The organism is Variovorax sp. 679 (genome assembly GCF_003952185.1).
In the GTDB taxonomy this organism is placed as follows: domain Bacteria; phylum Pseudomonadota; class Gammaproteobacteria; order Burkholderiales; family Burkholderiaceae_C; genus Variovorax.
The window spans coordinates 290,487-316,848 of record NZ_RXFS01000001.1 but is presented as its reverse complement, the minus strand read 5'-3'; the positions used below and the strand labels follow the sequence as shown (position 1 = coordinate 316,848).

Annotated in this window: 23 protein-coding genes; 16 read left to right on the top strand and 7 right to left on the bottom strand. The window is 67.7% G+C overall.

Annotated features, from left to right (window positions below):
• The first annotated feature begins 79 nt into the window (after positions 1 to 79).
• The 13 genes from EJO71_RS01485 (at position 80) to EJO71_RS01425 (ending at position 17,920) form a co-directional block, all read left to right on the top strand.
• Positions 80 to 1,081 (top strand): LysR family transcriptional regulator, encoded by a 1,002-nt coding sequence (locus EJO71_RS01485; protein WP_125947138.1) that lies wholly within the window; start codon positions 80 to 82, stop codon positions 1,079 to 1,081.
• A 76-nt stretch (positions 1,082 to 1,157) separates the two neighbouring features.
• A complete protein-coding gene (locus EJO71_RS01480) occupies positions 1,158 to 2,558 on the top strand; it encodes an NCS2 family permease (protein WP_125947139.1) in 1,401 nt (466 codons plus the stop codon).
• 114 nt (positions 2,559 to 2,672) lie between these two features.
• Positions 2,673 to 4,211, top strand: coding sequence for an ABC transporter ATP-binding protein (locus EJO71_RS01475; RefSeq protein ID WP_125947140.1), 1,539 nt, complete (start codon positions 2,673 to 2,675; stop codon positions 4,209 to 4,211).
• Positions 4,204 to 5,349, top strand: a complete 1,146-nt coding sequence (locus EJO71_RS01470; protein ID WP_125947141.1) for an ABC transporter permease — start codon at positions 4,204 to 4,206, stop codon at positions 5,347 to 5,349. Before EJO71_RS01475 ends, EJO71_RS01470 begins: the two co-directional genes overlap by 8 nt.
• A 2-nt stretch (positions 5,350 to 5,351) precedes the next feature.
• On the top strand, positions 5,352 to 6,272 hold the full coding sequence (locus EJO71_RS01465) for an ABC transporter permease (RefSeq protein WP_125947142.1): 921 nt from the start codon (positions 5,352 to 5,354) through the stop codon (positions 6,270 to 6,272).
• Positions 6,273 to 6,320: 48 nt separating this feature from the next.
• Positions 6,321 to 7,493 carry a BMP family ABC transporter substrate-binding protein gene (locus tag EJO71_RS01460; protein ID WP_125947143.1) on the top strand — a complete coding sequence of 391 codons (1,173 nt, stop codon included), beginning with the start codon at positions 6,321 to 6,323 and terminating at the stop codon, positions 7,491 to 7,493.
• Positions 7,494 to 7,810: 317 nt separating this feature from the next.
• Positions 7,811 to 11,851, top strand: coding sequence for a TOMM system kinase/cyclase fusion protein (locus tag EJO71_RS01455; protein ID WP_125947144.1), 4,041 nt, complete (start codon positions 7,811 to 7,813; stop codon positions 11,849 to 11,851).
• A gap of 18 nt (positions 11,852 to 11,869) precedes the next feature.
• Positions 11,870 to 12,652 (top strand): BMA_0021/BMA_0022 family TOMM bacteriocin, encoded by a 783-nt coding sequence (locus EJO71_RS01450; RefSeq protein WP_125947145.1) that lies wholly within the window; start codon positions 11,870 to 11,872, stop codon positions 12,650 to 12,652.
• On the top strand, positions 12,600 to 13,511 hold the full coding sequence (locus tag EJO71_RS01445) for a class I SAM-dependent methyltransferase (RefSeq protein WP_240651255.1): 912 nt from the start codon (positions 12,600 to 12,602) through the stop codon (positions 13,509 to 13,511). Before EJO71_RS01450 ends, EJO71_RS01445 begins: the two co-directional genes overlap by 53 nt.
• Positions 13,504 to 15,699, top strand: a complete 2,196-nt coding sequence (locus EJO71_RS01440; RefSeq protein ID WP_137860453.1) for a TOMM precursor leader peptide-binding protein — start codon at positions 13,504 to 13,506, stop codon at positions 15,697 to 15,699. The genes EJO71_RS01445 and EJO71_RS01440 overlap by 8 nt, the downstream gene beginning before the upstream one ends.
• Positions 15,700 to 15,720: 21 nt before the next feature.
• The gene (locus tag EJO71_RS01435; protein WP_125947147.1) at positions 15,721 to 16,659 is read left to right on the top strand and encodes an FHA domain-containing protein; all 939 of its coding nucleotides are present in this window, start codon (positions 15,721 to 15,723) and stop codon (positions 16,657 to 16,659) included.
• A 100-nt stretch (positions 16,660 to 16,759) separates the two neighbouring features.
• Positions 16,760 to 17,416 carry a hypothetical protein gene (locus EJO71_RS01430; protein ID WP_240651256.1) on the top strand — a complete coding sequence of 219 codons (657 nt, stop codon included), beginning with the start codon at positions 16,760 to 16,762 and terminating at the stop codon, positions 17,414 to 17,416.
• Between the two features lie 132 nt (positions 17,417 to 17,548).
• Complete coding sequence (locus tag EJO71_RS01425) at positions 17,549 to 17,920, top strand: hypothetical protein (protein WP_240651257.1); 372 nt, start codon at positions 17,549 to 17,551, stop codon at positions 17,918 to 17,920.
• On the opposite strand, the gene EJO71_RS01420 is transcribed toward EJO71_RS01425, so the two are convergent.
• Both EJO71_RS01420 and EJO71_RS01415 read right to left on the bottom strand, forming a co-directional pair.
• On the bottom strand, positions 17,917 to 19,098 hold the full coding sequence (locus EJO71_RS01420) for a HAMP domain-containing sensor histidine kinase (protein ID WP_125947148.1): 1,182 nt from the start codon (positions 19,096 to 19,098) through the stop codon (positions 17,917 to 17,919). The two genes, EJO71_RS01425 and EJO71_RS01420, sit on opposite strands and share 4 nt — an antisense overlap.
• Complete coding sequence (locus tag EJO71_RS01415) at positions 19,095 to 19,790, bottom strand: response regulator transcription factor (RefSeq protein WP_125947149.1); 696 nt, start codon at positions 19,788 to 19,790, stop codon at positions 19,095 to 19,097. The genes EJO71_RS01420 and EJO71_RS01415 overlap by 4 nt, the downstream gene beginning before the upstream one ends.
• Before the next feature lie 331 nt (positions 19,791 to 20,121).
• Between EJO71_RS01415 and EJO71_RS01410 the strand changes: the two genes are divergently transcribed.
• Together EJO71_RS01410 and EJO71_RS01405 are read left to right on the top strand one after the other, a co-directional pair.
• On the top strand, positions 20,122 to 20,478 hold the full coding sequence (locus tag EJO71_RS01410) for a hypothetical protein (protein WP_125947150.1): 357 nt from the start codon (positions 20,122 to 20,124) through the stop codon (positions 20,476 to 20,478).
• Between the two features lie 100 nt (positions 20,479 to 20,578).
• Positions 20,579 to 22,048 (top strand): DUF4832 domain-containing protein, encoded by a 1,470-nt coding sequence (locus tag EJO71_RS01405; RefSeq protein ID WP_125947151.1) that lies wholly within the window; start codon positions 20,579 to 20,581, stop codon positions 22,046 to 22,048.
• Positions 22,049 to 22,081: 33 nt separating this feature from the next.
• On the opposite strand, the gene EJO71_RS01400 is transcribed toward EJO71_RS01405, so the two are convergent.
• The 5 genes from EJO71_RS01400 to EJO71_RS01380 all read right to left on the bottom strand — a co-directional run bounded on the left by EJO71_RS01400 (position 22,082) and on the right by EJO71_RS01380 (position 26,207).
• Positions 22,082 to 22,477, bottom strand: coding sequence for a nuclear transport factor 2 family protein (locus EJO71_RS01400; RefSeq protein WP_125947152.1), 396 nt, complete (start codon positions 22,475 to 22,477; stop codon positions 22,082 to 22,084).
• A gap of 89 nt (positions 22,478 to 22,566) precedes the next feature.
• Positions 22,567 to 23,847 (bottom strand): FAD-binding oxidoreductase, encoded by a 1,281-nt coding sequence (locus tag EJO71_RS01395; RefSeq protein WP_125947153.1) that lies wholly within the window; start codon positions 23,845 to 23,847, stop codon positions 22,567 to 22,569.
• Positions 23,844 to 24,605, bottom strand: coding sequence for an amino acid ABC transporter ATP-binding protein (locus EJO71_RS01390; RefSeq protein ID WP_125947154.1), 762 nt, complete (start codon positions 24,603 to 24,605; stop codon positions 23,844 to 23,846). Before EJO71_RS01390 ends, EJO71_RS01395 begins: the two co-directional genes overlap by 4 nt.
• Positions 24,602 to 25,273 (bottom strand): ectoine/hydroxyectoine ABC transporter permease subunit EhuD, encoded by a 672-nt coding sequence (ehuD, locus tag EJO71_RS01385; protein ID WP_125947155.1) that lies wholly within the window; start codon positions 25,271 to 25,273, stop codon positions 24,602 to 24,604. The genes EJO71_RS01390 and ehuD overlap by 4 nt, the downstream gene beginning before the upstream one ends.
• 166 nt (positions 25,274 to 25,439) lie before the next feature.
• The gene (locus EJO71_RS01380; protein ID WP_125947156.1) at positions 25,440 to 26,207 is read right to left on the bottom strand and encodes an ABC transporter substrate-binding protein; all 768 of its coding nucleotides are present in this window, start codon (positions 26,205 to 26,207) and stop codon (positions 25,440 to 25,442) included.
• On the opposite strand from EJO71_RS01380, the gene EJO71_RS34915 reads away from it, so the two are divergent.
• Positions 26,206 to 26,340 carry a hypothetical protein gene (locus EJO71_RS34915; RefSeq protein WP_276311642.1) on the top strand — a complete coding sequence of 45 codons (135 nt, stop codon included), beginning with the start codon at positions 26,206 to 26,208 and terminating at the stop codon, positions 26,338 to 26,340. The genes EJO71_RS01380 and EJO71_RS34915 overlap by 2 nt on opposite strands.
• Positions 26,341 to 26,362 lie beyond the last annotated feature (22 nt).

Below are 26,362 nucleotides of genomic sequence, written 5' to 3'. Positions count from 1 at the left end.
GAGCTTCACTCCCCTACCGAGTCTCGCCAAATGCCGCGCTGTATAACTGTTCGCACAGACAGGAAAGGTGTGAACAGCCATGAGAGACCAGGCTCTTTTCGACAAGATCGATCTGCACCTCATCAGGGTGCTTCACACCGTGCTGACCGACCGCAGCGTGTCGCGGGCGGCCATCCGGCTGGGCATGTACCAGCCGGCGGTGTCGGCGGCGCTGAAGCGGCTGCGCGAGCTCTCGGGCGATCCGCTGCTGGTGCGCTCGGGCTCGGGCATGGTGCCGACCGACGCGGGGCTGCGCATGATCGAGCCGGCGGCCAGCATCCTGCGCGCGGCGGAAATGCTGTTCTCGGATGCGCGCGGCTTCGATCCGCAGTCGGCGGCCACCACCTTCCGCATCGCGGCCAGCGACTACATGGACCCGCTGTTCCTGCCGATGCTGGTGGCGCAGGTCAAGCGCGACGCGCCGCTGTGCCAGATCGAGATCCATGCGCTCTCGCCCGATTCGGACTACCACGGCCACCTGGCGCTCGGCCAGGTCGACCTGGTGATCGGCAACTGGCTCAAGCCGCCGGAAGACCTGCACATGGCGCGGCTCTTCGGCGACGAGGTGGTGTCGCTGGTCAACAAGGACCATCCGGCGGTGCGCCGCGGCTGGGACCTGGAGACCTGGCTGGCCGCCGAGCACATCGCGCCCACGCCCATGCACCCGGGCGGGCGCGGCATCATCGACCAGATGCTCGACGAGCTGGGGCGGCAGCGCAACATCACGGCGCGCTGCGCGCACTTCGGGCTCATTCCGGACATGGTGGCCTCCAGCCTGCTGGTGCTGACCACCGGGCGCCAGTACTGCGAGCGCTTCGCCTCGCGGCTGCCGCTGAAGATCCTCGAATGCCCCGTGGCGCTGCCGCGGCTTATGTACTACCAGCTCTGGCACGAACGCACCCATTCGTCGAGCTCGGCGCGCTGGCTGCGCGAATGCATCAAGGACGTGGCGGCGTCGCTGCGGCCCCCGGCTTCCGCCATACCCGGTGTACCCGGCGCCGCAACGCGCCCGCCCGCCGCACCTGAAACCTCGGATCCCTGAGAACCCCCCGTTCGCGCCGGCGTCGTGAGCGGGGCAACGATGAAAACCGCCACTACAACAGCTGGAGACAAGCGAAATGAGTACGTTTGAACAGGCGCCGAAAGGCGCCGAGCCCCGCACGCCGGGGCATGTCGAGTCCGCGCGTCCGCGTGCGGCTGTGGGCAGCGCAAGCGGCTCGGGTCTGCTTGAACGCGTGTTCAAGCTCAGCGCGCACAACACGACAGTGCGCACGGAAGTCATCGCGGGGCTGACCACCTTCCTGACGATGGCCTACATCATCTTCGTGAACCCGTCGATCCTCGGGGACGCGGGCATGCCGAAGGGCGCGGTCTTCGTGGCCACCTGCCTGATCGCGGCACTGGGCACGCTCATCATGGGCCTGTATGCCAACTACCCGATCGCCATGGCGCCGGGCATGGGCCTGAACGCCTACTTCGCCTACGTGGTGGTGCTGGGCATGGGCTACACGTGGCAGGTTGCGCTGGGCGCGGTCTTCATCTCGGGCTGCCTGTTCCTGATCGTCACGGTCACCGGGCTGCGGGAGCTTTTCATACAGGGCATACCGCAATCGCTGCGAACGGCGATCACGGTGGGCATCGGGATGTTCCTGGCGCTCATCGCGCTGAAGAGCGCGGGCGTGGTGGCCGCTTCGCCCGCCACCTTCGTCACGCTGGGCGACCTGCACTCGGCGCCGGTGATCCTGGCGACGCTGGGCTTCCTCATCATCGTGGCGCTCGACAAGCTGAAAGTGCGCGGCGCGATCCTGATCGGGATCGTCACGGTGACGGTGCTGTCGTTCTTCTTCGGCGGCAACAAGTTCCACGGCGTGTTCGACGCACCGCCATCCATCGCGCCCACCTTCATGCAGCTCGACATCCTGGGCGCGCTGAAGGGCGGCATCCTGAACGTGGTGCTGGTGTTCTTCCTGGTCGAGATGTTCGACGCGACCGGCACGCTGATGGGCGTGGCCAAGCGCGCCGGCCTGCTGGTGCCGGGCAAGATGGAGCGCATGAACAAGGCGCTGCTGGCCGACAGCGGCGCGATTTTCGCGGGCTCGCTGCTCGGTACTTCGAGCACCACGGCTTATGTGGAAAGCGCGGCGGGCGTGCAGGCCGGCGGCCGCACCGGCCTCACGGCCGTGGTGGTGGCGGTGCTGTTCCTGGCCTGCCTGATGATCTCGCCGCTGGCGGGCTCGGTGCCGGCCTACGCCACGGCCCCGGCGCTGCTCTTCGTGGGCTGCCTGATGCTGCGCGACCTGGTCGAGCTCGACTGGGAAGACACCACCGAGGTGATCCCGGCCGCGGTCACCGCGCTGGCGATGCCTTTCACCTACTCGATCGCCAACGGCCTGGCCTTCGGCTTCATCACGTACGCCGTGCTGAAGCTGTGCACCGGGCGGGCACGGGAAGTGCATGCGATGGTCTGGGTCATCGCAGCCGTGTTTCTCTTCAAGTTCGCCTACATCGGCGGGCATTGAAATGCTGAACTGAGCGAAGCGCCGTCGGGCGCCGATGGTCGCGGGGGACGCTATTAAACTGATAGCTGCTCCCGCTTTGTTGCAGTTGAACGAGACAAATCCACGAAACCCGGCATGACAACCCCCAGACTCCAGCTCGCGCACATCACCAAGCGGTATCCCGCGGTGGTGGCGAACAGCGACATTTCCCTGAGTGTCGCGCCCGGCGAAATACATGCCGTGCTCGGCGAGAACGGCGCCGGCAAGTCGACCCTGATGAAGATCATCTACGGCTCGGTCAAGCCCGACGAAGGCACGGTGATGTTCGACGGCCACGCCGTCAACCTGCGCAACCCGCAGCAGGCGAGGGCGCTGGGCATCAGCATGGTGTTCCAGCACTTCAGCCTGTTCGACACACTCACCGTGGCCGAGAACGTCTGGCTGGGGCTGGACAAGTCTTTGCAGCTCGCCGAGGTGACGCGCAGCATCACGGCCAAGGCGGGCGAGTACGGCCTCGACATCGACCCGGCGCGGCCGGTGCACACGCTGTCGGTGGGCGAGATGCAGCGGGTGGAAATCATCCGAGCGCTGCTCACCAACCCCAAGCTGCTGATCCTCGACGAGCCGACCTCGGTGCTGACGCCGCAGGCGGTCATCAAGCTCTTCCATGTGCTGAACAAGCTGGCCTCCGAGGGCTGCAGCATCCTCTACATCAGCCACAAGCTGCACGAGATACAGGAGCTGTGCAGCGCCTGCACCGTGCTGCGCGGCGGCAAGGTGACGGGGGTGTGCAATCCGCAGAACGAGAGCACCCAGTCGCTGTCGCGGCTGATGATCGGCAGCGAGCCGCCGCCGCTGCAGCACCGGCCGGTGCACGCGGGCGCGGTGGCGCTGCGCGTCGACCGGCTTTCGCTGGCGCGCGAGGATCAGTTCGGCGTGGACCTCGACGGCATCTCGTTCGAGGTCCGTGCGGGCGAGGTCGTCGGCATTGCCGGGGTCTCGGGCAACGGCCAGAAGGAACTGCTCTACACGCTCTCGGGCGAGGACGTGCGTGCCGAGGCCGCGATGGTCCGGGTGTTCGACAAGCCGGCCGGCCGGTTGCGTCCGCGGGCGCGGCGCGCGCTCGGACTGCACTTCGTGCCGGAAGAGCGGCTGGGCCGCGGCGCAGTGCCCACGCTGGGGCTCGCGCACAACCTGCTGCTCACGCGCGGCGACGCGGTGGGCCGGGGCGGGTGGATCCGCACCGGCGCGCTCGAGCGGCAGGCGAAAGCCATCATCGAGCGCTTCAAGGTCAAGGCCGGCGGGCCGAAGGCGGCGGCGCGCTCGCTCTCGGGCGGTAACCTGCAGAAATTCATCGTCGGGCGCGAGATCGACGCCAATCCGAAGCTCTTCATCGTCTCGCAGCCGACCTGGGGCGTGGACGTGGGCGCGGCCGCGCTGATCCACGCCGAGATCCTCGCGCTGCGCGACGCGGGTTGTGCCGTGCTGGTGATCAGCGAGGAGCTCGACGAGCTGTTCAACATCAGCGACCGGCTGCATGTGATCGCCAAGGGGCGACTGTCGCCTTCCATCGACCGCGCGGCCGCCACGCTGCCGCAGATCGGCGAATGGATGAGCGGCCTTTGGCAGGACACGCAAGGCGCCGGCAAGAAGGCGGAGGCTGCCCATGTTTAAGCTCGAACCGCGCCCGGAACTATCGCGCTTCTGGAGCTATGCCTCGCCGATCCTGGCGCTTCTCATCACCGTGCTGATCGGCGTGGCGCTGTTCGCCGCGCTCGGCAAAGACCCGGTCAAGGGCCTGCTGGTGTTCTTCTACGAGCCCATCAAGAGCGGCTACGCCATCGGCGAGCTGATGGTGAAGGCGACGCCGCTGCTCATCATCGCGCTGGGGCTGGCTGTGTGCTTCCGCTCGAACGTGTGGAACATCGGCGCCGAAGGGCAGTTCGTGTTCGGCGCCATCGCGGCGGGCGGCGTGGCGTTGCTGGCCGACAAGAACACGGGGCAGTGGATCGTCGTGGCCATCCTGCTGGCGGGCGTGCTCGGCGGCATGGTGTGGGCTGGCATCGTCGCGCTGCTGCGCGACAAGTGCAACGCCAACGAGATCCTGGTGAGCCTGATGCTGGTCTACGTGGCCACGCTGCTGCTGGGCTATATGGTCTACGGGCCGTGGAAGGATCCGCACGGCTACAACTTCCCGCAGACCAAGACCTTCGAGGCGGTCACGCAGATCCCGCGCCTGTTCAAGGGCTCGCGCGTGAGCATCGGGCTGGTCATCGCACTGGTGGGGGCGGGGGCGCTGTGGGTGTTCCTGTTCCGCACGCGCGCGGGCTTCGCGCAGCAGGTCGGCGGGCTGGCACCGGCGGCCTCGCGCTATGCCGGCTTTTCGGCGCGGCGCGCGGTGTGGGTCGCGCTGCTGACCTCGGGCGCTGCTGCCGGCCTGGCCGGCGCGCTCGAAGTGGCCGGGCCGCTCGGGCAGCTCACGCCCTACGTGCCGGCGGGCTACGGCTTCGCAGCCATCATCGTGGCCTTCGTCGGTCGGCTGCATCCGGTGGGCATGATCTTCTCGGCCATCCTGATGAGCATGTTCTACATCGGTGGCGAGCTGGCGCAGTCGCGGCTCGGCCTGCCCAAGTCGCTCACCGGCGTGTTCCAGGGGCTGCTGCTGTTCACGCTGCTGGCCTGCGACACGCTCATTGCCTACCGCATCAAGCGCAAGGCGGCTGCGAAGGCAGCCTCCATGACCACCGCCTCCTTGCAGGCGAGCACGCCCATTACCGCACCCGTCGCGCGTGCCACCGAAGGGAGCCACTGACCATGGAAAGCTACGCACTCCTGCTGGGTTCCACTCTCAGCGCAGGCACCGTGCTCGCCATCGCGGCGCTGGGCCTGCTCATCAACGAGAAGGCCGGCATCGTCAACCTCGGCGCCGAGGGGATGATGCTGTGCGCCGCCATCGCGGGTTTCGCGACGGTCGTCATCACGCACAACCCGTGGCTCGGCTTTCTCGCCGGCATGGCGGCGGGCGCCTTGCTCGCGGCCTTCTTCGGCGTGCTGGTGATCTGGCTCAACACCAACCAGTACGCGACGGGCCTCGCGCTGAGTCTCTTCGGCGTGGGCTTCTCGGCCTTCGCCGGCATCAGCTTCGTGCAGGCGAAGCTGCCGGAAAGCGCCTCGTATGCCATCCCCGTGCTGGGCGACATCCCGCTGGTCGGCCCGGCGCTGTTTCGCCATCACCCGATGGTGTATTTCGCGGTGGTGCTGACCTTCGCGCTGATCTGGTTCCTCTACCGCACGCGAGCCGGCCTGGTGCTGCGCTCTGTGGGCGAGTCGCCCGAGTCGGCGCATGCGCTGGGCTATCCGGTGCGGCGCATCCGCTTCATGGCGGTGATCGCGGGCGGCGCGCTGTGCGGGCTGGCGGGCGCGTATCTCTCGACCGTCTACACGCCGCTGTGGGTCGAGGGCATGGTGGCCGGCCGCGGCTGGATCGCGTTGGCGCTCACCACCTTCGCCACCTGGCGGCCGGTGCGCGTGCTGCTGGGCGCATACCTCTTCGGTGGCGTGTCGATGCTGGGCTTCCACCTGCAGAGCAGCGGCGTCGACGTGCCGGCGCAGTTCCTCAGCATGCTGCAGTACATCGCGCCGATCGTGGTGCTGGCGCTGATCTCGCGCAACCCGGCCTTCATCCGCGCCAACATGCCGGCTTCCATCGGGAAACCGTTCTACCCCGGCTCATAATCGCGTTCTCGTTTTTCCGCCAACCCGTCCTTTTGAGGATTTCCGACAATGAATGATCTGAACAAGCGCTCCCTGCTCAAGCTGGCCGCCCTCACCGCGGTCGCTTCGGCGGCCCTGATCGGCTGCGGCAAGAAAGAAGAAGCGGCAGCACCGGCCGCGGCCCCCGCGCCGGCCCCGGCACCCGCCGCAGCGGCTCCGGCACCGGCAGCGCCCCTGAACATCGCATTCGCATACGTCGGCCCGGTGGGCGACGGCGGCTGGACCTTCGCGCACGACAACGCGCGCAAGGCGCTCGAGAAGGAATTCGGCGACAAGATCAAGACCACCTTCGTCGAAAGCGTGCCCGAGGGCGCCGACGCCGAGCGCGTGTTCCGCGACATGGTCGGCCAGGGCAACAAGCTGATCTTCGGCACCACCTTCGGCTACATGGAGCCCATGCTCAAGGTCGCGGCCGACAGCAAGGAAGTGAAGTTCGAGCACGCCACCGGCTACAAGACCTCGGACAACATGCGCACCTACGACAGCCGCACGTACGAGGGTGCGTACATGGCCGGCGTGATTGCAGGTGCCATGACCAAGAGCAACACGCTGGGCGTGGTCGGCTCGGTGCCGATCCCCGAAGTGCTGCGCAACATCAACAGCTTCACGCTGGGTGCGCAGTCGGTCAACCCGAAGATCACGACCAAGGTCGTGTGGGTGAACGAGTGGTTCAGCCCGCCGAAGGAAACCGAAGCCGCCACCGCCCTCATCAACGGCGGCGCCGACGTGCTGTTCCAGAACACCGACTCGCCGGCCGTGCTGAAGACCGCGCAGGAAAAGGGCAAGCGCGCCTTCGGCTGGGACTCCGACATGACCGCCTATGGTCCCAAGGCCCACCTGGCCTCGGCCACCATCAACTGGGCTCCGTACTACATCAAGGCCACCCAGGAAGCCCTGGACGGCAAGTGGGCCACCGGCCAGGCCTGGTGGGGCGTGAAGGAAGGCGCGATCGACCTCGTCTCCATCGCCGAAGACGTGCCGGCCGAAACCAAGGCCAAGGTCGAGGAAGTGAAGAAGGGCCTGAAGGACGGCAGCTTCGTGATCTGGAAGGGCCCGATCCTCGGCCAGGACGGCAAGGAAGTGGTCGCCAAGGACGCGGTGGCCGACGACAAGTTCCTGTCGGGCGTGAACTTCTATGTGAAGGGCGTCGAAGGCAAGGTGCCGGGCGGCGACAAGAAGTAAGGCTCGCCCCCAGGCTGCGCGGACACTTCGTGTCCGCTACGCCAACCCCCTACCGGGGGCAACACCTGCGGCCCGGCAAAGCCGGTTCCGCGGTGTTCGCGAATGGGCCCGGGCTGCGCCGGGTGCCTCATATACACCGAAAAGTTCTAACGACCCGCACATGTTGCGGGTTTTCTTTTTTTGAGGGGTTACCTACCTGAAACCTCCCTGCCTCCGCTAAAGTAACAATTAGTGTCACTATTGCGTACCGTCGCAGGGCGGAACGCAGCCGAGGCAAGTCCCGGAGGACCATCAACGCTCATCACGACGAGACTGAAATGCAGGACGCAGTCACCAATCCCACGCACGCAGCGTTGCCGCCATCGTTGCCCGATTCGCTGGAGATCCCGGGTTACGAATTGCTGGAGGAACTGGGTGCGGGTGGTTATGGCACCGTGTATCGCGCGCTGCAGCGAAGCACGGGCACCGTGGTCGCGATCAAGGTCGTGAAGTTGCAGGTGGGTAGCCAGCGCGTGGCGCGCTTCCATCGCGAGACGAAGCTCTGTGCCTCGCTGCACCATCCGCATATCGTGCAACTGCTCGACAAGGGCGAGCAGGGCGCCTGCGTCTACGGCGTCTTCGAGTACGTGCCGGGCGAGACGCTCACCAGCCTGATCCGCCGCAAGGGCTCGCTCACGGCCACCGAAACCGGCCACCTGATGGCGGAAGTGCTCGACGCGCTGGACTGCGCGCACAGCGCCGGCATCGTGCACCGCGACCTGAAGCCCGACAACGTGATGGTCACGTTCACCGGCGCCGTTCCGCACGCGAAGGTGCTGGACTTCGGCATCGGCACCGTCATTCCCACGAACCGGGGCGTCGAATTTCCAACGCTCACGATGACCGACGAGGCCCTGGGCACGCCGGCCTACAGCGCGCCCGAGCAACTGCGCGGCGAGCCGCCCGGCGTCAAGTCCGACCTCTACGCGTGGGGCCTGATGTTCATCGAGTGCCTGACCGGCGCGCCCGCCATCCGCGGCGCATCGGCGGCCGAAATCCTTCACCAGCAGCTGAGCCCGCAGGAGATTCAACTGCCCGCCGAGATCGCCGCCCATCCGGTGGCCTCCGTGCTGCGCCAGGCCCTGAGGAAGAAGGCCGCCGACCGCTCCGACTCCGCCGCCGCGCTGCTGGCAGAGCTCGGCCGCCTGCGGCTCGACGACCTCGTGGGCGTGCTGCGCTCGGCCAAGCAGGCGCAGGACGAGGCGCTGGCGCAGACCGTCATCACCACGCGCGGCTTCTCCGAGAAGCGGCAGCTCACCGTGCTGTGCTGCAGCGTCTCGGTGTGGCCCGATGCCGGCGCGGACGACGACAGCGCCGACGACGCCTTGCCCTCCGACATCGAGAAGCTGGAGCTGCTGCAGCGCAACGAGCTCGCCCTGTTCGCGGAAAGCGCAACGCGCCGCGGCGGCCTGCTGGCGGGCACGCTGGGCGACCGGATGATCGTGCTGTTCGGCTATCCGCACGCCAGCGACACCGACGCGCGGCAGGCCGGCAAGACGGCGCTCGAGCTCATCGCGCTGAGCCGCCAGCGCTCCGCCGCCATCGAGCAGGAGCACGGCGTTCATCTCGGTATCCGCATGGGCATGCACACCGGCATGGCGGTGGTGGCGGCCGGCGAGATTCCGTCCGGCCATGCCGTCAACGTCGCGGTGCGGCTCGAAGGCGTGGCCGACACCGGCACGCTGCTCGCGAGCGAAAGCAGCCACCGGCTGCTGAGCCGCCACGCGCGCTTCGACAAGGCCGGCACCGTGACGCTGCCGGGGCAATCGGGCGGCATCCAGACCTACCGCCTTGGCGCCGAGGAACAGGCGCCCCTGTCCGACGAGTCCGCCGACCAGGCGCTGCACAAGGCATGCATCGGCCGCGAGCCCGAGCTGGTGCAGCTGCGCTCCACCTGGGAGCAGGCCCGGCAAGGCCAGGGCAGCGCGGTGTGGATCCGCGGCGAGCCGGGCATCGGCAAGTCGTGCCTTGCCGACGTGCTGCGCGAGCAGGTGGCGAAGGAAGGCCTGCAGACCGTCATTGCGCAGTGCCAGCCCGAGAACCAGAACAACGCGCTGACGCCGTTCCTGGCGTTGCTGCGCCAGTGGCTCGATGCCGCTCCCGATGCTGCCTCACCCGATGCGCGCCGCGAGCGCCTGCGCGAGGCCCTGCACGCCGCCGGCTGCGACGGCGAGGCGGTGCTGCCGATCTTCTGCGCGTGGCTTTCGCTTCCGCTGGGCGACCGCGCGCCGAGCCAGATGTCTCCGCCGATGCAGAAGGCGCTGCTGCTGCAGTCCACCGCACAGTGGCTGCTGCACATGGCCGAGACGTCGCCGCTCCTGCTGCTGCTGGAGGACGTGCACTGGGCCGACCCCACCACCATCGAATTCGTCGAGCAGCTGATCGCGCAGCTGCCGCAGCGGCGCGTGCTGCTGGTGCTGACCGCCCGCCCCGAATGGGCGAAGCCGGACGCCATGCAGGCCGAATGCATCGAGGTTCGGCGGCTCGAAGACACGCAGGCCGCCGAGCTGGCGCGCCAGGCGCTGGCGCCCAGGGTCGTCGCGCCTCAGGTGATCGATAACGTGGTCGCGCGCACCGACGGCGTGCCGCTGTTCATCCAGGAAATGGCGCGCATGATGCTCGACGCCTACCTGGTCGAGAAGGACGGCGTCTGGGTCTTCAAGGACACCGCGCAGCCGGCCGCCATTCCGGTCACGCTGCGGGACTCTCTGGTCAGCCGCTTCGACCGGCTGGGCCCCGTCAAGGGCCTGCTGCAGCTGGCGGCCACCATCGGGCGGCAGTTCGAGGCGGAGCTGCTGTGCGCCTGCTCGGGCAAGACCGCCGAGACGATGGACAAGGACATGGCCGTGCTGCTCGACGCCGGCCTCGTCGCGCCGGCCGGCCTGCCGGGCGCCTTCATCTTCCGCCACGCGCTGATCCGCGACACCGCCTACGAAAGCATGCTCGTCGCGCAGCGCCGGCAGCTTCATCGCAACGTCGCGCAGACGCTGATGGACAGCCAGCCGCAGCACGTGGCGAGCGAGCCGGGCAGCGTGGCGCAGCACTGGGCCGACGCGGGCGAGCATGCGCAGGCCGTCGCGCTCGCGGTGCGGCAGCTGCGCATCACGCAGCACCGCTCGCTCAACGACGAAACGATTTCCTACGCCCAGCACATCGACGGCTGGATGGCGCACCTGGACGGCAATGCGCAGCGCGAGGCGCGGCTGGACGTGAACAGCTACGTCACGCAGGCGATGATGAACAAGTACGGCTGGGCGCATGCGCAGGTGGTCGACCGCATCGCGCTGTCGCAGGAGCTGCTGTCCGACGAAGTGCCCCGCGAGAAGCAGGTGCAGCACCTGTGGACGCTGATCACCTTCCACCACGTGGCGAGCAACCGCGCCGAGGTGCAGCAGCTGAGCAACCGGCTGCTCGACCACGCCACGCAGCAGCAGGACCAGGGTGTGTTCGTCGCAGCCCAGACCTACCTCGGGCTCGCGCACTACTCCGACGGCTACTTCGAACGCGCCGAGCAATCGCTGAGCGACGCCATCGAAGGCTACAGCCCCGAGGCCCACGCGCACCACGCCGCCGACTTCGGCTTCGACACCCGCGTTTGGGCGACCACCGGGCGCGCGCTGGTGCGTTGGTTCGCGGGCCACGACGCGGCCGCGCGCACCGACGCCACGAACGCCGTGCGCTGGGCCCGCGAGATGTCGCACATCCCGTCGCTGAGCATGGCGCTGCTCTACCAGAGCCTCGGCCACCAGGCCCGCAACGACAAGGCGCGCGCGCTGGTGAGTACTGGCGAGCTGCTGGGCATCACGCAGCGCTACGGCCTGCCGGCGTTCCAGGGCTATGCCGAAATCATCCGCTGCTGGGCCACCGGCGACGTCGACAGCATCGCGCAGGCCGATGGCTGGATCCAGGCGCTGTGGGGCATGGGCTGCCGCTACTGCCAGACCTACTACCGCGCCTTCGCCGCCGACACGCTGGCCGCCAACGGCCGTTGGGACGAGGCGCTCGCGCGCATCGACGAATCCCTGCGCCTGACCGACGAGCTGAAGGAAGGGCTCTACCGCTCCGAGCTGCACCTGCAGAGGGCCCGCTACCTGCAGGCTGCCGGCGGTGACCGCGAGGCCGTGGCCGCGTGCTTCGCGAAGGCCGCCGAAGTGGCGCGCGAAGGCGACAAGCACAGAACCGAATACGAGGCCCTGGCGGCGTTGCAGGCACTGGCGGATTCCGCCGCGCCCGACGTGGCCGCTCGCCTGAAGGATCTGGCCGCGCTGCGGCCGGAATTGCCCGCGCGCATGTCCGTTCATGCGCCCATTTCCTCTTGAACCAAGGATGAAGTAATCATGACCTTCCAAGTCCAAAGCGGTGATCCGTTGCTCGAGTTCCGCCTTGCTTACCTGCGGGCCATCGCCCGTTCGTGGCAGGACGACGCCTACCGCGCCAAGCTGCTCGACCAGCAGGACATCCAGCCCATGCTGCACACCGACTTCGGCCTGCCGACGCTGTGGCCCATGCTCGACGTCTCGCTCTTCCTGAGCCCCGATCCGGCCCAGCGCGCCGAATGGAAGCCGATGCTCACCTCCGGCTGGGTCGGTCCCGACGACTCCTTCGTCATCGTGCTGCCGCAGGCTCCGACCTCGCACGCCACGGAAGCCCTGGCCGCCTACTACCAGCTGTTTCCGAACTTCATGGGTTCTTCGGCTGCATTCGAGATTCCCCCGGGCCTCATGGGTGGCGCACTGCCCACCGGCCTTGGCATTCCCGGCGGCGGCGACGGCTCGCTGCTGGCCTTCGGCGGCGTGGTGCTGCGCGCGATCGCGATCGCATGGCAGTCGCCCGAGCTGCTCTATCAGCTGACGCGCGATCCGGAGGCCGATAAGGCCAACGTGCTGAGCCAATGGCTGGGCTACAACAACCCGTTCAACTTCAAGATCCTGTTCACCACCAACGCCGCCTTCACCTGGGACGCGACGAAGGGCGAATGGAACCAGAAGAACGCCGACGGCACCGCGATCAAGAACGCCATCCGCCTGAACTACCCGACAGCACCGGTGGAAGAGAGCATGCGCGCCGTTGCGCTCACCTCGTACAACAACACGGGCGACCCCTATCCGTTCACCTGCTGAGTCCCCGGCCGGCCAGGGGCCGGCAGAAGCAGGGGCGGGCAGCGCGCTGCAGGGCGCCACGGCCACGCTCCTGCTGACGCTGGCCGCGCGCGCCCATTCGGGCAGCGTGGCCGATGCGTCGGTGTTTTCCGATCCCGAGGCGCGGCGCATCGCAGCGTCGCTTCCTTTCGACATCTCGGGCTACGCGGCGGACGATGCCTTCGTCAGGAGCATCGTGCTGCGCGCGGCCCTGTTCGACCGTTTCGCGGCCGAATTCCTTGCCGCCCATCCGGACGGCTTCTGCATCTCGCTGGGCGCGGGCCTGTGCACGCGGCGCAGCCGGATCGACGCGGCCCTGGTGGCGCGCTCTCACTGGCTCAACATCGACCTGCCGGACGCCATCGAGCTCAGGCAACGGCACATGACGCGCCACGAAGGCGAGAGCGATCTCGCATGCTCGGTGCTCGACGAAAGCTGGCTCGATGCCGCCGGCCTGCCCGGCGATCGCCCTGTGCTCGCGATGCTGGAGGGCGTGTGCCCCTATCTGCCGCAGGCTCCGCTGGAGGCCCTGCTGCGAAGCCTTGCCGCGCGCTTCGAGCACGCAAGGGTGCCGTGCGTCCTCGTGCTCGACCACGTCCACCCGGTGCTCGCACGCCAGTCGATGGCCGTCGGCGGCATGCGGCTGCCGGTGGTGTCGGGCTTCGAGAACGCGGCGCAGGTCGCGGGCCTGCATCCGTCGATGCGGGTGCTGTCCGAAGACCACATCTATGCGCAGTTCTCGGAACGCCACAGCCTGTTCGAGGCGGCGTTCCGGGCCACGACGGGGGCCTGGCCGTATGGGGTCGTGCGCCTCGCGCTGGGTCCGCAAGGCGATGAGTGACGGCTTGAGCAAGGGTGCGCCGCCCGATTTCTTCGGCGACGTCTTTCGCTGGCACGACAGGTTCCTGCCGCCCGTGGTGCTGCAGGACCGCCTGCTGCTGGCGAGCGAGAACGACCTGCTGGTGCTCGGCTCGCCGGGCGTGATGGCCGTCGAGCGCGTGCTGCGCGAAGGCATCAGCCTCGCCGCGCATTGCCGAGCCGAGGGAGCGGCCGAGCCGCTCGCGCAGATGCTGCATGCGCTCGAGGCGCTGGCACGTCAGGGGCTCGTTCGGCCCGCGGCGGCGGACGGTGCCGACTTCCATTTCGTTCCCGATTATTCGGTGGGGCATGTACGCACGGCGCTCTCCGGCAACGTGGACGTCGTCATGCTGTCGGGCGCGGTGAGCGGCGAGGCGGTGAGCCGCTGGGGGCAGGCCCTGTCGCAGGAGCTGCCCGGCGGCGCCGGTCTCACGCTCGTGTTCTGCGACGACTATCTCGATCCCCGGCTGGGCGCCGTCGACGCGCAGCAGCGTGCTTCCGGCCGCGCCTGGCTGCTGGTCAAGCCGACGGGCGAGCAGGCGATGGCCGGCCCCGTCTTCAGGCCGGGCGCGGTGGAGCCCGGTCCGTGCTGGCATTGCCTCGCGCATCGCTGGCTCAGGAACCGGCCGGCGCGTGCGTGGTGGCAGGAACGGCACGGCCGCCCCGGCAGCGGATTGCCCGTGCGGGCCGGCGCCGGGCTGGTCGGCGAACGGCTCGACCGGTTGTTGCCCCTCGCGCGGGAGCTTGCAACCCATGCGGATGGCGCGCAGCTGCTGGTGCTGGATTCATCGCAGCCGCATCCCGTGGCCATGCGCCCGCAGTGCCCGCATTGCGGCACGCCGGGGCTGGTCGCGCGGCGGCAGCGCGAGCCCGTCGTGCTGGCGCCGGGCCTGCCCACCGCCAGCCACGACGGCGGCTGGCGCACGGTGCCGGCCTCGGTCACGGTGGAGCGGCTGATGCGCCACGTCAGCCCGCTGAGCGGCGTGATCGCGCGGATCGTGCCGCTGAATGCCGAGGCGGAGGGCGCGCTGACGGTCTATCGCAGCGAAATCTTCAGGACGCCGCCGAGCGGCGACGACGAACTGCCCGGCGTGCTGACCCAGGTGTGCCTGGGCAAGGGCATGTCGATGGCGCAGTCGCGCGCCAGCGCGCTGTGCGAGGCGGCGGAGCGGCATGCCGCCTTCTTCCAGGGCGACGAGGCGTGGGTGATCGCGCCCGCGGCCGACCTCGACGCGCGTTGCATCGAGCCGCAGGCGCTGGCGCTCTTCAGCGAACGGCAGCGCGCGGAATTCGACGGCCCCCGGAAGCCGCCGCACGCCGTGGCACCGTCCGCAGCGCAGCAGCAACAGCGGCCGTCCTGGTGGACCCCGGCCTGGTCCCTGACCGCCGGCGAGCGCCGTTACCTGCCGCTGGCCTTCTGTTTTGCCAACGCGCCGGCGCAAAGCCGGTTTCACGTGAGCTGGACGTCCAACGGCAGCGCGGCGGGGAACACCCGTGAGGAAGCCATCCTGCAGGGTTTTCTGGAGCTGGTGGAGCGCGATGCCGCCGCCGTCTGGTGGTATGGCCGGCTGCGCAGGCCGGGCATCGACCTGGGCGGCCTGTCCGGCGAGATCCGCGAGCGCGTCGAGCGCACCTGCGGCCCGCGCTGGGAGCGCTGGGTGCTCGACATCACGCACGACTTCGGCATTCCGGCGGTGGTAGCCGTCGGACGGCACCTCGACACCGGCGCGTGGGCGATCGGCTTCGGCTGCAGTCCCGAGCGCTCGCTGGCCTGCGAGCGGGCACTGACCGAAATGAGCCAGCTGATCGCGGCAGGCAAGACTTTTGCTGTGCAGGCCGATGAAGGCGCGGAGGAGGGCGCGCCGCCGGTTTTCCTCATGCCGGCCGGGATGGCCGACGCCGCGCCCGCCATGCCGCAGGCGCGGACGGACATCTCCGCCGAGATCCGCCGGTGCGTCGGCATCGCCGAATCCCTTGGCCTGGAAACCATCGTCCTGGACCACACGCGCCCCGACGTTCCCCTGTGCACGGTGAAGGTCGTGGTGCCCGGTCTTTGCCACATCTGGCCCGAACTTGGCAATCCGCGCCTGTACCGCGTGCCGGTCGGGCTGGGATGGCGCGACACTCCGATGTGTGAGGCCGACCTGAATCCGCAGGCGCTTTACGTCTGATATCGCGAAGGAGAAGAAAGAATGGCCATCTTCAGGAACAAGCTCGACCAGCGATCCACCGTGCTGCGGCCGGTGCACGCCTTCGGTCGCCGCGCCTCGGTGTGCCAGACGGTGCTGCAGGCGCCGGACGTGTCGCAGGTCCACGCGCTCGTGCGATGGAACAGGCACACCTGGGAAATCGTCGACCAGAGTCGCAACGGCACCACGATGAACGGCGAACGCCTTGCCAGCGGCCGATGGACCGCCCTGTCGGCGGGCGCCGAAGTCCGCATGGGCGTGGGCGACGAGTCGGTCTGGATCGCGGACGACCTCGCGCCGCCGGCCACCTGCCTCTTTCCCGTGGACGGGGACGGCATCATGGTGGCGCTGGGCCTGCGCGAGAACCTGCTGCCGGACGACCAGCAGCCCGAGGCGAACGTCTACTTCCAGGAAGGACGCTGGATGCTGGAGCACATCGACGGCATCGAGCACCTGAGCGATGGCGCCATGGTCCGCACCTCGGGCAGCACCTGGGAGTTCGTGCTGTGCGACGACCTGGCCTTCACCTCCGAGAACCCCATCGCAGCCTCGGCGCCGGCGACGGCGGATGTCGCGCTGCACTTCGACGTCAGCCAGAACGAGGAGCACACCAGCCTGAACCTGGTGGCGGAGGGCAAGTCGGTGCCGCTGGGCGAACGCATCCATCACTACACCCTCGTCACCCTCGCGCGGCTGCGCCAGAAGGACGCCCAGAGGGGCCTCGCGCCGCAGAGCCAGGGCTGGATCGGGCTCGACGAGCTGTCGCGCATGCTGGGCGTGGAGCCCTCCTACGTGAACATCCAGATCTTTCGCGCCAAGCACCAGATCCTGAATGCGCTGCCGCCGCACCTGGCCGAACCGCCGCTGGTCGAGCGGCGGCGCGGCAATGTGCGCCTGGGCAACTACTCCTTCGAGATTCGTGGCGGGGCGCAACCTCTGTAATCTTCTGTAATTCCGATCGTTCCCTGCACTCCCTAGAGTGACGTCCAGCCTGGTGCCGTCGTGGCCCGGGCTGTCAATCACTAGCTTGTGGGAAGTTGCCATGGGAATGATCTACTCCGTCGCGGTCGACAACCATGCGAGCCATCCGGGCTGCTTCATGGTGTTCCAGAACGATCCGACGCAGTTGGCGCCGAATGCGCTGTCGCTGGCCTGGCTCGTCAGGTTCTCGAACCCCGGCCCGACCTCCCGCGTCAAGTTCCAGTGGAGCGTCGACACCGGCTTCTCCTGGGCCGAAACGGGCGAACTGCAGCCCGGCGCCCAGTTCACGCCCACCGAGACCTACGTGCCGAGCGGCCCGAACAACAAGATCACGCTCGACTGCAACCGCACTTACCGGTTCATGAACCCCACGCAGGGGCCCGAGCAGTCGCGGTTCTATCTCGCGCAATCGGCGGGCATCCCGGCCAGGTCGGCCGCCGCCGTGGGCGTGACCATGGGGGGGAGCACGGTGTACGCGGTGCAGGCGCGTCCCAACCAGAACCTGGTCATCTCGCCGCATCCGAAGTACTTCATGGCCTACGGCGACTACCAGGAAGGCGACGTGATCGACGCGAGCACGATCAACAACCCGCTGGAGCTGCGCTACCCGCCCGGCGTCTATGCGCTGACCACAACACTGAACGCGGACGGAACCTGGGACCAGCCGGAGAGCCTGGCCCATTCCAACGCGAGCCGCCTGCGACTGCTCGCGGCCTGAATTTCCTGCTGTCACACCTCCCCGTTCCGCTGAGGACGACGACCATGAGACCAACACGCCATGCTGCAAACCATCATTTCCCCGTTTCTTGCGCCGCGTCGGCTGTTGCCAACCAGCTTCCGGAGTCCGGCCATGCGCCCGCAGCAAGCCGCGGTTGAGCGTGTCGCGATGCGGCGTGTGTTCATGGTGCCTCCGGGCGCGCGCCTGGAGGATCCGGAAGTCGACTGCCTGCCGATGGCCGAAGCAGTCTGGGAGCGCGGCTACACGCTCGTGATCGACGAAGTCAAGCGCGGCCTGCTGCAGGACTTCTGGAAGAACTACTACGGCGCCTCCGCCGAGATGGCGATGTCCGGCAACCGGCTGATGGAGCTTCGCAAGGACATCATGGCGATCACGCCCGACTGCCTGGGCGAGCCGGCCGTGTTCCAGTTTCTCGTGCAGCTGACCCGCATGTGCGTGCGCGCGTACACCGTGCAGGGCACCCTGCAGGTACTGGCGGACTAGGCGCCTGCAGCACCCCCCGCACGCGGGAGGCAGACGCGGATCTCCATGCCTCCGCCGGTGCGTGCCGCGGCAACCGCGTGCCCGCCATGCGCCTTGCAGATCGCATGGACGATCGACAGGCCAAGACCCGTTCCACCTGCGTGCCGCGAGCGGGATTTCTCCCCGCGCCAGAAGCGCTCGAAGAGGCGCGAGAGGTCCTTGTCGTCGGGCGAGATGCTCGTCCCCCGGTCCCTCACGATCAGCTCGACGCTCTGGTCTCCCGCCTCGAAGTCGACCTCCACGATGCCTCCGTCGCTTGCATGGCGCATCGCGTTGTCGATGAGGGCCGACAGGGCCTGACCGAGCCGGCTCCTGTCTCCGCGCAGCATCTGCGCCGCATCGGCATGATTGAGCGCCCGCAAGCCGCACTTGCGCAGGGCGGGGCCGGCCCACGAGATGCGTTCGTCGATGAACTCGCGCACGGTGAACTCGGTGATCTCCAGCTGAAGCCTGTTGCCCTGCACGAGCGACAGCACCTGCAGGTCACCGATGATGTGCTGGATCTGCACGAGCTGGTCCAGCACCGTGGCGATCTGCTTCTCTTCCAATGGAAACACCTGGTCGATGATGCCCTGCAAGCGTCCCATCGCCGCGGTCAAGGGTGTCCGAAGCTCATGCGCGATGGCCGCGCTCGAATCGTGGAGCTCCCTGTCGTACGACTCCAGCTGCTGCGCCATCTTGTTGAAATGAGTGGCGAGCCGTTGAAGCTCGGCGGGCGCGGTCTCCGGAACGGGGGCCCGCGTCGAGAACCGCCCGACCGAAACCGATTCGGCGGCCACGACCACATGCGAGAGTGGCTGCACGATGCGGCGCGCCAGGATGAGGGCGAACACCACCACGAACGGGATGATGGCCAGGCTCAACAAAGCCTGGACGAGCAGGTCCTCGGTATCGGTGGGGGAAACGAAGAGATCGGAATACTGCGTGTAGATCTCGTGGAGCCGCTTCGTGTTTTCTTTCGGCGCATCTTCGAGCCGTCCCAGTTCGGCCGCTATCTCCGGGGGCAACTGGGAGTTGATTCTTTCCGACCAGATCTCGTAGCGAATCCACATCCCGACCTGCACGGCGGCCGTCGCGGCAACGGCCAGGGCGACCATGCGCCAGGTGAGCCACGCCCACAGCGATCTGCGCGACGTCATGGCCAGGAACTGCTCAGGCGATAGCCGACACCTCGGACCGCGAGGGGAATGCCGGTGACGCCACGCTCTTCCAGCTTGCGGCGCAGGTTGTGCACGTGCGTGTCGACGACACGCTCGAGGGCATCGCTCTCGGGCAGGGATGCCTGCAGCAGTTCGAACCGGCTGAAGGCCTTGCGTGGGTGTTGCATCATGACCGACAGGAGCTTGAACTCGGTGATTGTCAGATCGAGCGGGGTTGAGTCACCCGCGGCATGCACGGTCACTGCATCGAGATCGAGTTCGAGCGCGCCCCAGGACAGCCGGGCCTGCGGCGCGAGGAGGGGAGCCCGGGTGCGCCGGAGGACGACCCGCACGCGCGCGACGACCTCCTTCGGATTGAATGGCTTGACCACGTAGTCGTCCGCGCCGTAGCGAAGCGCCCCGAGTTTTTCGGCTTCCTCGTTGACGGCCGTGACCATGATGACCGGGACGTCGCCCGCGCGCCGGATGGCGGCAAGAACGTCGCTGCCGCTCAGCCGGGGCAGCATGTAGTCTAGGAGCACCAGGGCGGGTTGCCACTGCCTGAATACGCGCAAGGCCTCTTCTCCATCGAGGCAGTGCGTCGTCTGGTAGCCCTCGTGCCGCAGGTAGGCGGTGAGCACCTCGGCTATCTGAGGGTCGTCTTCGACAATCAGGATACGTTCGTCGGTCATGGAACTGTCAATGTGCGGGACCAGCGCATCGATGCCTCGGCGTTCGCGCCGCCAGAACATCGCCAGAGCCCCGCGTGTGCCACTGCTCTCGCGCGGCGCGCAAGCACTGTCCGTCGCACCCGCGGAATGTTAACTCGCCAGGATTTTCCGCAGGGCCAGCGTTGCCCGAGGTGCCGTGCTTCGCCACGACGGCCCGGACCGCATGGCATCGGCTGCACATGCGGCTTGATCCAATCTTGATGGAAGTTGCAGAGCTTCTGAACATGAGCGCGCGAGCATCGGGTCTCAGACCATCCTCCCCAGGAGTCCAGCCGGACCCGGGCACCCTCGAATGCCGTTCTCGCCAGCAAACACCGCTTCCGATCCAGCAAGCATCCAGCCCTTTCCTGTTGTTCCTCGCTCCCCGTCGCGCGTCGAGCGCTTCTTCCTGCTGCTTTTGTTTGACGTTGCATGGCTGCCGGCTCCCGGTGCGCCGCAAGAGGCCGCATCGCCAGCCGTGGCGATTGCCGTGCATCGCCGCATGGGTCACTGGAGAGCGAGGGCGAACCACGAGCTGAGGCGGGCGACAGCCTTCGCGCAATGGAAGCTGGCCGCCCTCCACCGGCTGCGCCGCTGGTCCCACACCATCGTCCTGTTCTCGACCCTCGCGGTCCTTGCCGCATGGCTTTTCTATTGGTTCGGCCCCTGAATCACCCGCACCGAGCGGCATTGCCTTCAGCGCAATCCCGAATCCAGCACACGTCCACCGTTCACGCACGCGGGGATCAACCTACAAACGAGTCACAAACATGCAGAAGCAACACTTCCTTCGCCGTCCATTCCTGGGCATGAGCCGCCTTGCAACCGTCCTCTCGATGGCGATCCTCACCGCCTGCGGTGGCGGCGGTTCGGATTCGGGCGCACTCCCGCCGCAAGGCTCCCTCTTTTCGCCTTCCATGAATAACGAACTGAAGACGGTCGTCACATTCACCGCGACCGACGCCGATTTTCCCAACCCCGAGCGCGGCTTCTACCGCTGGACCTGGACCGACCTGGACACGCTCACCCGCGACGACGCGGACGATGCCTACAAGAACGGCTACCGCCTGCTGTTCTCAAAGCTGAACCTGTCGGCATACCGCAATGCGGAGCTGCCCTCGACACTGCTTGCGCAGGTGGAGACCGCCCTTGCCAACTCACGCGCCGCCGGTACGAAACTGGTCATGCGCGTCGTCTACAACTATCCGGAAACGGAAGTCGACTACCGCAACGCACAGGACGCGCCGTTGTCCCGCGTGCTTGCCCACATCGAGCAGCTCAAGCCGGTATTGCAGCGCAATGCCGACATCATCGCGTTCATGCAGGCCGGTTTCATCGGCGCCTGGGGCGAGTGGCATACCTCGTCCAACAACCTGACCGAAGCGGCCCCTCGCAACCAGATCCGCGATGCCCTGCTCGCCGCACTGCCGACGAGCCGTTTCATCCAGCTGCGCTACCCCGCGTACGTCATGGAGGGCTCACCGCAGCTGCCGGCCGCGGGTACGCAGCGTGTCGGCGTGCACAACGACTGCTTCCTCGCGAGCAGGACCGATGTCGGCACCTACGACGAAGACGCCACGATCGCGGCGAAGCAACGCGACTACGTCGACCGTCTGGGGAATTTCGCTCCTTTCGGTGGCGAGACTTGCAAGCCGGCCGACGAGCTCAACGCCGAGCTTCGCTCTCAATGCGCCGACATTCTTGGCGAGGGCGCAAGGTACAAGCTGACCTATCTCAACGACGAGTACTACCGCGCCATGTTCCACGACAAGTGGGTGAAAGGCGGCTGCATGGCCGAGGTGCGCCGCAGGATGGGCTACCGGTTGGTGCTTTCGAGGGCCACCCACGCCAGCGAGGTCGTGCGTGGCCAGGCGCTGAGCGTCCAGCTCTTGCTGCGCAACGGAGGCTGGGCACGCATCTTCAATCCGCGTGGGGTGCAGCTGGTGCTCAGGCATGCGGTGACGAGCGAAGTCCACCGCCTGGGCACGACCGGCGCGGATCCGCGCACGTGGATGCCTGCCTCCAGCGATCAGGCCGCGACAGTCACCACCACGCTGCCGGCCAATCTTCCTACCGGCAGCTATCAACTGTGGCTCGCGCTACCCGATACCGACGCACGGCTGGCCGCCGATGCCCGCTTCGCAATCCGCTGGGCCAATGCGGACAACGCGGCGGCCGGCCAGCGCTGGGATGCGCAACTGGGCGCCTTTGCCCTGGGCTCGGTCGTCGAGGTGAAGTAGGCCGTGAGGGGGCTGTGGCTAGGCCGCCGGTGATCAGGCCTGCTGCCCCGCCTGCAGCTGCGCGCCCATCTTCTGGTGGATCAGGTTCACTGCCTTCAGGGGGCGCAGCATCACCTTGAACTCGGTGATCCTTCCCTCGTCGTTCCACTTCATCATGTCGACGCCGTTGATCTGGATGCCGTCCAGTTCCAGCGCAAATTCGAGCACTGCGTCGTGCTCCGACCTGAGCTCGCGCACGTAGCGGAAGCTCTCGTTGAAGAAGACCTGGAAGGCAGCCGCCAGGTATTTCTTCGTGATGCCCTTGCCGGCCTGGGGCGTGTGCACCACGGGCGAATGAAAGACGGCCTGGTCGTCTAGCAGGGCATCGAGCCCCGCCACGTCGCGTTCCTTGACGAGCCGGTGCCAGGTGGCGAGGGTGTCGATCGGCATGGGTCTCCTGAAGCTGTTGTGAGTGATGCCCGCCATTTGACGCAAGCGCGCGCCGCATGGCAAGGCGTCGCGCGCACCTGGGCGACTCTTCAGGCCAGCCGGTCGAGCAGGCTGTACCAGGCCACGCCGCCGGCCACGTAGAAGCGCTGCAGGCCATGCAGCGGGATCGGTTGGATCGGCGTCACCGGATAGGGGAAGCCGGCCTGCGCACCCGCGATCCGTGCCGCCACATGCTTTCCCATGCTCGTCGCCAGCGCGATGCCGCGCCCGTTGTAGCCCAGCGCCACCGTCACGCCCGGCGCGGGCGTGTGCACGTGCGGCATGAAGTCGCGCGTGACGGCGATGCGGCCGGCCCAGCGGTACTCGTAGCGCAGCGGCCCGAGCTGGGGAAACAGCAGTTCGAGCGAGCGCTCCAGATGCGCGAAATCGGCGGGCCCGGCCGGATCGGCGAAATGACCGCGCCCGCCCATCAGCAGCCGGCCCTGCGCGTCCTTGCGGAAGTAGAGCAGCAGGCGCTGCGAGGTCGAGGCGGTTTCCCCGCCCGGCAGGATGGCGTCGGCGGCGGCGCCTTTCAGCGGCTCGGTCGCGACGATGAAGCTGTTGGCCGCCAGCACGGTGTGTTGCAGCTTGGGCCACAGCGCGCCGGTGTAGCCGTTGGTCGCGATGAGCACCTGCTCGGCCGTCACGCTGGCGCCGGTCGAGGTGGTCGCATGCCAGTGCGCGCCGCGCCGCTCCAGCGCCGTGACTTCGGTGCCGCCGTGCACCGACGCGCCCGCCGCCTGCGCGGCGCGCACCAGTCCGCGCGTATAGGCCAGCGGCTGGATGCTGCCGGCGCGGCCGTCGAGCCAGCCGCCTGCGAAAGCCTGGGTGCCGAGTCGTGCGCTGACTGCGGCGTGGTCGAGCTGCTCGGTGCGGACACCACGCTTCGCCCACTGTTCGGCACGTGCATGCAGGCCGCCGACGTCCTTCGGCGAATAGGCCACCTGCAGCCAGCCGTTGCGCACCGGCTGGCAGTCGATGCCGTGGCGCGCGATCAGGTCGAACACCAGGTCGGCCGAGCCTGAGACCGCGTCGATCAGCCGCCCGGCGCGCTCCGGACCGTGGATGCGCACCAGCTCGTCGGGGTCGTGCTTGAGCGAAGGATTCACCTGCCCGCCGTTGCGCCCCGAAGCGCCCCAGCCGGGCTCGTGCGCCTCGAGCACGCAGGCCTGCACGCCGGCCTCGGCCAGGTGCAGCGCGGCCGAGAGGCCGGTGAAGCCGCCGCCGACGATCAGCACGTCGGCCTTGCGCGATTCGGCGAGCGGTGGTGTCGGCGGAGCGGGTGGTGCGGTATCGGCCCAGAGAGAAGGAGGCAGTGCGCCAACGCTCATGCGCGCACCTCCGCGGACGCAACGGCACCAGATGGATGCAGCACGCGCCGCAAAAAGTCTTGCGTGCGCGCCTGGCGCGGCGCGCCCAGCACCTGCGCGGCCGGGCCTTCCTCGACGATGCTGCCGCTGTGCAGGAAGCAGACGCGGTCGGCTACCTCGCGGGCGAAACCCATCTCGTGCGTGACCACGATCATGGTCATGCCCTCGTCGGCCAGTGCGCGCATCACGCCCAGCACGTCACCGACCAGCTCGGGGTCGAGCGCCGAGGTCGGCTCATCGAACAGCATGGCCTCGGGCTTCATCGCAAGGGCGCGGGCGATGGCCACGCGCTGCTGCTGGCCGCCCGAGAGCTGCGCCGGATATGCCTGGGCCTTCTCGGCCAGCCCCACCTTGGCCAGCAGCGCCAGTGCTTCCTCGCGCGCCTGTGCCGCGCTCTGGCGCAGCACGTAGACCGGGCCTTCCATCACGTTCTCCAGCACTGTGCGGTGCGGGAACAGGTTGAAGCGCTGGAACACCATGCCCATGCGGCTGCGCAGCCGGTGGATGTTGGGCGCGTTGCGGTCCACGCGCTCGCCGAAGGCGCGGATCTCGCCGCCTTCGTACGACTCCAGCGCGTTGATGCAGCGAAGCACGGTCGACTTGCCCGAGCCCGAAGGGCCGATGAGGCACACCACCTCGCCCTTGTCCACATTCAGGCTCACGCCCTGCAGCACGCGGTGCGTGCCGAAGCGCTTTTCCAGTCCCTCGACGTGGATCATGGTTGTTTCCTCCCGGCGGCAAAGCGCTTCTCGAGCCGGCGCAGGCCGTACACCAGCGGCAGGCTCATGAGCAGGTAGAGCAGGGCGACCAGCGTGTAGACCGTCATGTTCTGGAAGGTCGACGAGGCGATGAGCTGGCCGGCGCGCGTCATCTCGGCCACGGTGATGGTCGAGACCAGCGAGGAGTCCTTCAGCATCATCACCAGCGTGTTGCCGTAGGGCGGCAGCGCGATGCGAAAGGCCTGCGGCAGGATCACCCGCCGCATGATCAGCGCCGAGCGCATGCCCATGGCCTGCGCGGCCTCGCGCTGGCCCGGATCGACCGCCTCGATGCCCGCGCGGAAGTTCTCCGCCTGGTAGGCCGAGTAGGCGATGCCCAGGCCGATCACGCCGGCCTGGAAGGCCGTGAGCTGCACGCCGAACTCCGGCAGCACGAAGTAGATGTAGAAGAGCTGCACGATGATCGGCAGCCCGCGGATCACGTTGACGATCACCGAGCCCGCCCACGAGAGGGCGCGCACCGGCGAGAGCTTCATCAGCGCGAGGCCGAGGCCGAGCACGCTGCTCAGCAGGAAGGAAAGCACGGTCACCTGCACGGTGACAACCGCGCCCTGCAGGAGGATCGGCAGGAAGTCCTGCGCGTGCTGTAGGAAGGTGGGAGCAGCCATCTACCTCATTCCTTTCGCTCGACGCGCGGCACGTCAATTTGGCCGGCCGACGTAGTCGGGCCCATTCGCGGAACACCGCGGAATCGGCTTTGCCGGGCCGCAGGTGTTGCCCCCTGCAAGGGGGGTGGCGTAGCGACACGAAGTGCGCGAAGCCTGGGGGTGTGCATCAGATCCCCCACTTCTGGACGATCTTTGCGAGCGTGCCGTCGGCCTTGATCGCGGCGATCGCCTTGTTGATGCGTGCCAGCGTCTCGGCGTCGCCCTTGCGCACCACGAGGCACACGTCGCCCACGTTCACGGGCTTGTAGCTGTCGACCAGCTTCACGCCGGGGAAGGTGTTCTGCCGGATCTGGTAGGCCATGATGGGCTGGTCGCCGAGCCCCGCCTTGATGCGGCCGAGCGAGAGGTCGCGCGTCATGTCGGCAACAGAGTCGTAGCTGCGCACCTCCTTGAAGATGCCCTTCTTGTTGAGCATGTCGAGGAACACGGTGCCGACCTGCGCGCCCACCACCTCGCCCTTGAGCTCGTCGAGCGAGACATACGCGCGGGCGTCGTCGGCCTTCACGATCAGGCCCTCGCCGTAGGAATACACCGGGTCGCTGAAGTCGACCACCTCCTGGCGCGCCGGCGTCTTGAGCATGGCGGCCGAGACGATGTCGATCTTGCGCGCCGTGAGCGAGGGAATCAGCGCCGAGAACACCGTCTGCTGCACGTTCACGCCGAAGCCGCCCGCCTTGCCCACGGCGGTGACGGTGTCGACCATCATTCCCTGGATGCTGTTGGTCTTCACGTCGAGGAAGGTGAAGGGCACGCCGGTGGCCGTGGCGCCCACGTTGTAGGTCGGCGCGGCGCCCTGCGCGGCCGCCAGCGAGGCGGCGCCGGCGATGCAAAGACCCAGGGCGAGGCCGTGAAGGCGGCGAACGATGCGATTCATGGAAGCACTCCTCGAAGGAAGGGAAGTTGAAGAAAAAGGAAGGCGAAGTGGAGGTGAGCGAAAAACGGTCGGCATCCGCGATGCAACATGCATGCCAATATTCGATTCTTTTGAATCTCTAATCAATAAATGAAAACCACTAGTCGAATCTAAAG

What these genes read in the sequence shown, in the direction of transcription:
- EJO71_RS01485 (WP_125947138.1), top strand. Translation starts at nt 80, where the DNA reads ATGAGAGACCAGGCTCTTTTCGACAAGATCGATCTGCACCTCATCAGG.
- EJO71_RS01480 (WP_125947139.1), top strand. Translation starts at nt 1,158, where the DNA reads ATGAGTACGTTTGAACAGGCGCCGAAAGGCGCCGAGCCCCGCACGCCG.
- EJO71_RS01475 (WP_125947140.1), top strand. Translation starts at nt 2,673, where the DNA reads ATGACAACCCCCAGACTCCAGCTCGCGCACATCACCAAGCGGTATCCC.
- EJO71_RS01470 (WP_125947141.1), top strand. Translation starts at nt 4,204, where the DNA reads ATGTTTAAGCTCGAACCGCGCCCGGAACTATCGCGCTTCTGGAGCTAT.
- EJO71_RS01465 (WP_125947142.1), top strand. Translation starts at nt 5,352, where the DNA reads ATGGAAAGCTACGCACTCCTGCTGGGTTCCACTCTCAGCGCAGGCACC.
- EJO71_RS01460 (WP_125947143.1), top strand. Translation starts at nt 6,321, where the DNA reads ATGAATGATCTGAACAAGCGCTCCCTGCTCAAGCTGGCCGCCCTCACC.
- EJO71_RS01455 (WP_125947144.1), top strand. Translation starts at nt 7,811, where the DNA reads ATGCAGGACGCAGTCACCAATCCCACGCACGCAGCGTTGCCGCCATCG.
- EJO71_RS01450 (WP_125947145.1), top strand. Translation starts at nt 11,870, where the DNA reads ATGACCTTCCAAGTCCAAAGCGGTGATCCGTTGCTCGAGTTCCGCCTT.
- EJO71_RS01440 (WP_137860453.1), top strand. Translation starts at nt 13,504, where the DNA reads ATGAGTGACGGCTTGAGCAAGGGTGCGCCGCCCGATTTCTTCGGCGAC.
- EJO71_RS01435 (WP_125947147.1), top strand. Translation starts at nt 15,721, where the DNA reads ATGGCCATCTTCAGGAACAAGCTCGACCAGCGATCCACCGTGCTGCGG.
- EJO71_RS01430 (WP_240651256.1), top strand. Translation starts at nt 16,760, where the DNA reads ATGGGAATGATCTACTCCGTCGCGGTCGACAACCATGCGAGCCATCCG.
- EJO71_RS01425 (WP_240651257.1), top strand. Translation starts at nt 17,549, where the DNA reads ATGCGCCCGCAGCAAGCCGCGGTTGAGCGTGTCGCGATGCGGCGTGTG.
- EJO71_RS01420 (WP_125947148.1), bottom strand. Translation starts at nt 19,098, where the DNA reads ATGACGTCGCGCAGATCGCTGTGGGCGTGGCTCACCTGGCGCATGGTC.
- EJO71_RS01415 (WP_125947149.1), bottom strand. Translation starts at nt 19,790, where the DNA reads ATGACCGACGAACGTATCCTGATTGTCGAAGACGACCCTCAGATAGCC.
- EJO71_RS01410 (WP_125947150.1), top strand. Translation starts at nt 20,122, where the DNA reads ATGCCGTTCTCGCCAGCAAACACCGCTTCCGATCCAGCAAGCATCCAG.
- EJO71_RS01405 (WP_125947151.1), top strand. Translation starts at nt 20,579, where the DNA reads ATGCAGAAGCAACACTTCCTTCGCCGTCCATTCCTGGGCATGAGCCGC.
- EJO71_RS01400 (WP_125947152.1), bottom strand. Translation starts at nt 22,477, where the DNA reads ATGCCGATCGACACCCTCGCCACCTGGCACCGGCTCGTCAAGGAACGC.
- EJO71_RS01395 (WP_125947153.1), bottom strand. Translation starts at nt 23,847, where the DNA reads ATGAGCGTTGGCGCACTGCCTCCTTCTCTCTGGGCCGATACCGCACCA.
- EJO71_RS01390 (WP_125947154.1), bottom strand. Translation starts at nt 24,605, where the DNA reads ATGATCCACGTCGAGGGACTGGAAAAGCGCTTCGGCACGCACCGCGTG.
- ehuD (WP_125947155.1), bottom strand. Translation starts at nt 25,273, where the DNA reads ATGGCTGCTCCCACCTTCCTACAGCACGCGCAGGACTTCCTGCCGATC.
- EJO71_RS34915 (WP_276311642.1), top strand. Translation starts at nt 26,206, where the DNA reads ATGGAAGCACTCCTCGAAGGAAGGGAAGTTGAAGAAAAAGGAAGGCGA.
- EJO71_RS01380 (WP_125947156.1), bottom strand. Translation starts at nt 26,207, where the DNA reads ATGAATCGCATCGTTCGCCGCCTTCACGGCCTCGCCCTGGGTCTTTGC.